The following is a 7393-nucleotide window of genomic DNA, read 5'->3' as shown; positions in this document are numbered from 1 at the left end:
TCTTTGTGAATGACTCTGTTTCGGTACAGTCCGTCAAGGATATCAGTTATTTGAATGGCAATTTCCAATATTTCTGCTAGAGTCAGCTTGCGTTCTTGGGCATAGTCTCGCAGAGAAATACCGCCAAAATCCTCCATTACTAGGGCATAGCTGTGGCGATAGGACTCTAAATTGTAGGGTTCAACGACTCCCGGCAGACGTAGATTTTTGGCGATGGTATATTGGTTGCGGAATTGCAGCAGTTCGCTGAAGCTGGGATAGTCTCGATTTAATAGTTTAATGACAACCGGAATCTGGTCTGTTTCTCGGAGCGCTCGATATACTAGGGTTCTCGAACCGCAGTATAATTGCTCAACCAGATGATATTCTGAAATTTGGTTTGTCAAATCCACTGCGGTACTCCTCTGGATTACTCCATCTTAGACATTGACTTCTGTAACTTATTATACACTTCTCTTAGTCAAGTCTAACGGTGAGATAACTGATTTCGCCCCCAGCAGAAAGACTCTACCGCTTCTCTTCTTTTTTCATTGTTGAATAAAAAGATTGCCATCTATAGATATCGTCTTATCCTTTCATCGGTAAGAAAATGGTAAACTCCGTCCCTTCTCCCAATAGAGAATTTACCTCGATCGCCCCTCCATGTTTCTCAACCACAATTTGACGAGCGATCGCCAATCCCAACCCCGTCCCTTTCCCTACTCCCTTGGTAGTAAATAATTCATCAAAAATCTTCTCTTGCACTGCTTCACTCATGCCCACGCCGTTATCTTTGATGCAAATTATCGCTTGTTTTTTGTCCAGAGAAATGTCGGTTCTAATGGTGATTTCATTGACTACTTCTGCATAATGTCGCCCTTGATTTGATTCATCCAAAGCATCGATCGCATTACCTAACAAATTCATAAATACTTGATTCAACTGGCCGGCATAACACTCCACTTGTGGCAAATTACCGTATTCCTTAATCACTTTGATTTCTGGACGATTTTCGTTAGCCTTGAGGCGATGTTTCAGGATCATAATGGTGCTGTCGATGCCATCGTGGATATTACAAGCTACGGGATAGTTAGTATCGGCACGGGAAAAGCTTCGCAGACTGTTACTAATATCTCGAATCCGCTTCACGCCTTCCCGCATCGAACCTACTAATTTGGGTAAATCTTCTCGGATGTAATCAAGATCTATGTTATCGATTTCTTCTTGAATCTCTGGATCGAGTTGCGGATATTTTTGTGCATATAAATCGAGCAATCCAAATAAATCTTTGATATAATCTAAAGCTGGTTGAATATTACCAGTCAGAAAACCCACTGGATTATTAATTTCATGAGCTACCCCAGCCACTAAGTTTCCCAACGCTGACATTTTTTCGCTTTGAACTATTTTTACTTGTGCTTGTTTGAGACCGGTTAATGCTTGTTGAGATTCTTGATACAAACGGGCATTTTCTAAAGAAATAGCAGCTTGAGAAGCCAGCAAATTTAGCACTTCAATGCGATCGCTCGTAAACGCCCCAACCGTCAGGTTATTTTCCAGGTAGAAAACTCCTATCAACTGCCCTTGATTAAGAATTGGAATACAAAGAACACTGATCGGCTGGTGCTGTTCAATATAGCGATCGCTCGCAAGCTGGGAACTTACCCTAGCATCAACTATTACCAAAGGTTTCAAACTACGCTTGACAGTGTTAACCAAACTAATCGCTACATCCTGACTAGATTCTAGAGGTATTGATGGTAATAGCTTAGGTTCCTGTCCCTCTGCTACAAGAGCCGCTACCTGTAAATACTGTTCTTGTTTGAGCAATAAGACACACTTAGTTGCCCCAGCATTCGCGATCGCTATTTTTAGGAGAGTAGTCAGGAGTTTATCTAGTTCAATCTCCCCAGAAATGGCTTGAGAGGCTTTGATCAGAGTCGGCAAATCGAGAAATTCAGAGTTGCTGCTAGAAGAGTTGGTATTATAAGTAATTGTTCCGCGGGCGATCGTTTCCTTTAATGAACTAAAGGCTTGAGCTTGCTGAAGGATAATACCGAGTAGGCGAGGATAACGTTTTTCCAAATCCTCAATTTTGGCTTTAGCTCCCCATCGGGCATAACAATAATACGCTTCAATCATGTAGGCTTGAGCTACTTTTTCTTTGCCCCATCCCAAGTAGAATTTAGCTGCTAGTTCGTTGGCGAGGGCTTCTTCGTTGATGAATAGATTTTCTTTAGCGAGTTGGATAGCGCGATCGTACATTTCCAGTGCATCTGCTTTATTGCCCAAAACCCGCTGCAGTTCTGCTTCAACCAAATACCATTTATGCAGATGATTCATCGGAGCATTTTGCGCCCACTGGTGCAGAGTAGTTTGATGGATTTCCACAGAGGCGAGAATTTCAGCTTGCTCAATTTCTGGCTGTGTGGGTAAAAGTGCCAGGTACGTCAGGGCTGCATAGAAATGGAAAATTGGAATAAAAATACATCCCGGTACTGCTATCAAATAGGGCTGGGCTTGGCTAATATAATTGTTCGCCTCTTTGTAGTTACCAAAGCAGTAAGCCAGCAACAGTTTGTAGATATAAACCTCGGCGATGGCAGTGAATTCATAATCCTGATTATGCTTGGGCATCATCACTGTTTCATCGTAGGCCGGACCGATTAAGCAATCCGACAGAATCTCGACTTCCTTTAAGTTATTCACCGTCTGCCGCACCATATCTACATAAATCTGAGCCGAATATTGCTTTACCTGAGCCAAGGCGGCGCTGTAACTTGCTATTTCTGATTCCAAATTGCTCAGTTCTACTCCACTGAAAAAGTTCATATAGCTGTAAGTGACCATGCTGTAGCCAGCACTTAGAAAATCGCCAGTTTCCATGCCCCACCTATAGCTATCTTTCGTCGTCAGTATCACTGCCCTCATTGCTTCTTTGCGATGCTGAATAAAGGCTCCAAATAGATTCAGAATCATGGACTTGAATTCCCGGACATTGAACCTATCAAGCAATAAAAGTGCTAATTTACCAAAGGCATACCCCGTTTCCACATCTCCCAAAAAGGCACACAACACCAGTCCGTGAATGCCATACCCCACCGTCGATGCTGGCGCATTCCCAAAGGAGAGCGATAAACTCACCATCTTGCTGCTAAGTAGGGGCAGCAAACCGGGCATTCCCAGAAAGATAGGAGAATATAATGTTGCTAATAGTGGCATGGCAGCCTGAGCCTTGGCATCAGTTATCACCGGCAGATTAACTAGCTCTTCAATCCGTCTACCTTGGAGTTGGCTGGCAACGGCTTCTAGCGCTTTACCAATCAAAGCTTCGTCAGCTTCGGTGGGTAGTTCAACCCCCAATTGCCAGAGTGCTTCTCTTGCTACTGCAATGGCTTCTAGTGACTTGCTCTGTGCTGTCTGGGCGGCAATTTGAATTTCGTAAATTTTGATTTTGTCTAAGATTGTCTGGGCTGCTTGCAACACTTGTACTGCTATCTCTTCCATGCTGTCAAAGTCAGCATTCAAATAGGCAGCTTCGGCAGCAGCAACATAGAGGTTCAGGGTTAATTCATACTGCCTTTGCCAGCAGTTGGCTGTTAGTAGATCAATGCCTGTTTGCAGATAAACTCTAGCTGCCATGTAGGCGGTAGAATTTCTGGCTTTACAACCGGCTGCCAAGTTCAGTTTAGCTAAGGCTTCTCGTTCGCTAGGTTGGGTAATTAACTCAATTCCTCGATTCAAATGCCCGATAATATCAAACATTTTTTCTTCTTGCTCTATTTTTGAAAAATTTTGCTGAAGTAATTGTCCGATTTTGAGATGAGTTGCTTTTTTCTGTGAATCGGGAATGAGTGAATATGCGGCTTGCTGGACGCGATCGTGTAAAAATCGATAAGTTGGATTAGCTGAAGAATTGAAAACTTCATTACTATCCGATTGGGTAAAGAACTTATAGATTTTGGTCGTGGGAATCACCAAACCTTCCTGCAATGCTTTCCATAAAGCCGTAGCCGTCATTCCCGGAGATTGCTCACTGACAATTACTAACGTATTCAAATCAAAGTGCGATCCTATACATGCAGCTAATGTGAGAACCTCCTGAGTTTCTGGTGGCAACTTCTGCAATAGCCAAGCCATGAATTCAACGACATCATCAGTAATCGCTAAGGCTTTAACTTGGGCAAGATCACACTGCCAATGCCGAATCTCCCAATTAAAGCTAATTAGCTTATCGTCATGTAATGCCTTGATAAACTGAGTAGCAAAAAAAGGATTTCCCTGAGTTTTTTGATAGACTAATTTTGTCAAAGGTTGGGCCAGGGATAATTCGCAATTCAACGTATCCACCATCAACAAATTTATATCGGTTTCGCTTAACGGTTGCAAATAAATCCTATTCACTTTTGCCCCTGTTTTAACTATCTCATCCACTGTTAAGATAAATGGATGCACAAGCGAAACTTCATTATCTCGATAGGCCCCCAATACTAATAAATATCCCGTATCCATCATCAATAATTGTAGCAAATTCAGGGAGGCTGAATCCGCCCATTGCAAGTCATCCAAAAACATCACTAAAGGATGTTCTTTACTCGTGAAAACTTGCACAAATTTCTGCATGAGCAGATTAAAGCGATTTTGGGCAGCACTTCCTGACAATTCTGTTGCATGAGGTTGAGCGCCAATTATTCCTTCTAACTCAGGAATCACATCAATCAAGACTTGTCCGTTGTCTCCCACGGCTGCTAAAATCTGGGTTTTCCATGTTTGCAATTGGGTATCGGATTCTGATAGCAATTGACCCATTAAGTCGCGGAAAGCTTGCACAAAGGCACTGAAGGGAATGTTGCGTTGAAATTGATCGTATTTGCCTTTGATAAAATAACCGCGCTGACGGACAATCGGTTTATGAACTTCATTGACAACGGCGGTTTTCCCAATTCCAGAAAAACCTGCTACTAGCATCATTTCGGTGCTACCTGTGCTGACTCGCTCAAAGGCAGCTAATAGGTGATTAACTTCTTTTTCTCTACCGTAGAGCTTTTCGGGGATAGTAAAGCGATCGCTAATATCTCGCTTTCCTAGTTCAAAATATTCTATCTGGCCTGTTTTTTGTAACTGAACTAAACAAATCTCTAAATCCTGCTTGAGTCCTAATGCACTCTGATAGCGTTTTTCGGCATTTTTGGCCATCAGCTTACTGACAAGTTGCGATAAAATTAGGGGTATCTCTGGATTTATTTGATGGATCGGTTTCGACGGTGTGGCGAGATGAAAATGCACCAATTTCATCGGATCGTCCGAGACAAATGGCAACCTTCCTGTCAACAACTCATAAAAAGTCACACCCATGGAATAAAAGTCACTCCGATAGTCAATGCCTCGATTCATCCGTCCTGTTTGTTCGGGAGAGAGATAGGCTAATGTTCCTTCTAAGATATTGGGATTCTGTATTTCTTGGGTTTCTCGTGGTAGGAGGGAGGCAATACTAAAGTCAATTAGTTGGATTTGTTTGGTGTGTGGATTAATGAGAATATTAGCGGGTTTAATATCTTTGTGAATGACTCGCTTTTGGTATAGATAGTGAATAATGTCTGTTAGTTGTATGGCGAGTTGGAGAAATTCTACTAAAGGTAAAACTTGAGATGGTTCGGTTTTATTTGTTGCGGTTTTGAGATAAGTAGATAGGGAGACTCCGCCAAAGTCTTCCATTACTAGGACATAGCTATTCTGGTATACTTCCAGCGTCAGGGGTTTGACGAGGTGAGGGAAGTCGAGATTTTTGGCAATAGTATATTGGTTGCGAAACTGGACGAGCTCGTTGAAGGTGGGGTATTTGTTTCGCAGCAGTTTGACGACGACTGGGTATTGGTCACGGGTACGGATGCCTCGATAGACTAAAGTACGTGTACCTACATAAAGTTTCTCTGTAATCTCATAACCTGACAAATTTGCGATCGCATCCATAACTTATTGAGCCTTTATTATAAAAGAGTTAAATTAAAACCTTCTATTCCATTGTATTTTATTATTTGACAAAGATACCGATCGCAAACTCTGCACCTTCGCTAGGTACAGAATTAACTGTAATTTTTTCCCTATGTTGATCAAATATTATTTGACAATCAAGCAATTTGGTGACAAGCCCCCGGACTCATCCGTGAGTTCAATCTCAAATCTCAAATTTCAAATCGCATGACGTGCGATCGCTAATTCTCAACCAGTTCCTTTCCCTATTGGCGCTATGGTATGTGTAGTATGGTTTCGTAAGTTGTGATGGTATCATAAAACAATAACTTGTAATTTTTAACCGCAAATATACGCAGATCGACCAGTATATAAACTTGATACTATCTGCGTATATTTGCCTGCATCTGCGGTTGTATTATGCTTTATTCGCCGTAGTGGCCGCCGACAACCTTACCCCGAAACACAACATAATTGTAGATGTTGTAAAAAATCATAATCGGGAGCAGAACGCCCATAAACACAATCATAAATACCAGGGCGCTGGGCGAAGCTGCGGCTTGGTAAATCGTGATTTGCGACGGAATAATGTAGGGAAAAACAATTAATCCCAAGCCGATGAAAGTAAGCAAAAAAATCAGAATCGTCCAGACAAACGGCGTGCGTTCTTCTTTGTTTGCGAGACTTTTCAGCAGCAGTCCTACCAACAGGACTCCCAGCAAAGGAATCGCGGCAAACACATAAACTAGCGGTTTCTCAAACAACCTGGATCTAGCACTTTCGTAAAAAATCGGAGTAGCGATCGTAATTAAAACTGCTCCGATTAAAGTGGTCACCGCCGCAATTTTAGCCGTGCGATAGTGATTTGTTTGCAGTTCCCCCTCCGTTTTCATAATTAGATAGGTTGAACCGATCAAAACATAGCCTTGAATCAGCGTCAAAGCAACCAAGATCGATCGCCAATCCAGCCAATCCCAAGTAGAACCTACAAAGTGACCGGCTTCATCAACCGCAATGCCCTCAAGCACCGCACCGAGGGCAAATCCTTGAGCTAAAGCTGCTAAAAAACTGCCAGCACCAAAGGCATAATTCCAGAATAATTTGCGATTAGAATGCTCGCGAAATTCAAAGGCTACAGCCCGAAATATCAAACCAAAAAGCATCATGCAAATCGGTATGTACAGCGCTGTCAAAATCGTACCGTAAGCGAGGGGAAATGCGCCAAACAGAGCGCCACCCATCAACACCAGCCAAGTTTCGTTAGCATCCCAAACGTTACCCAAACTCGTCATTAAGATGCCCCTGCGTTCCTCGTCATCAGCAGTCAAAGACAGGATGCCTACTCCTAAGTCAAAACCGTCTAACATGACGTAAAGCAATAGAAACAAAGCCAAAATTACAAACCAAACTTGCGGGAGAAAATGCTCCAAAGCTTGCATAAAAT

Annotated in this window: 3 protein-coding genes; all 3 read right to left on the bottom strand. The window is 42.5% G+C overall.

The features are described from left to right. On the bottom strand, positions 1-392 hold a 392-nt coding region (locus QUA53_RS25280; protein WP_333100390.1), incomplete at its 3' end, for a protein kinase domain-containing protein. Positions 393-567: 175 nt separating this feature from the next. Continuing rightward, entirely contained in the window at positions 568-5949 is a 5382-nt protein-coding gene (locus QUA53_RS25275) for an AAA family ATPase (protein ID WP_333100391.1), read from the bottom strand. Between the two features lie 425 nt (positions 5950-6374). Beyond that, positions 6375-7388 (bottom strand): cytochrome d ubiquinol oxidase subunit II, encoded by a 1014-nt coding sequence (gene cydB / locus QUA53_RS25270; RefSeq protein ID WP_333100392.1) that lies wholly within the window; start codon positions 7386-7388, stop codon positions 6375-6377. Between the last annotated feature and the right edge of the window lie 5 nt (positions 7389-7393).

It is taken from the genome of Microcoleus sp. Pol12B3 (assembly GCF_036701355.1).
Lineage (GTDB): Bacteria > Cyanobacteriota > Cyanobacteriia > Cyanobacteriales > Microcoleaceae > Microcoleus.
The sequence above is the reverse complement of the archived record's forward strand: the minus strand, read 5'-3'. Positions and strand labels throughout refer to the sequence as shown.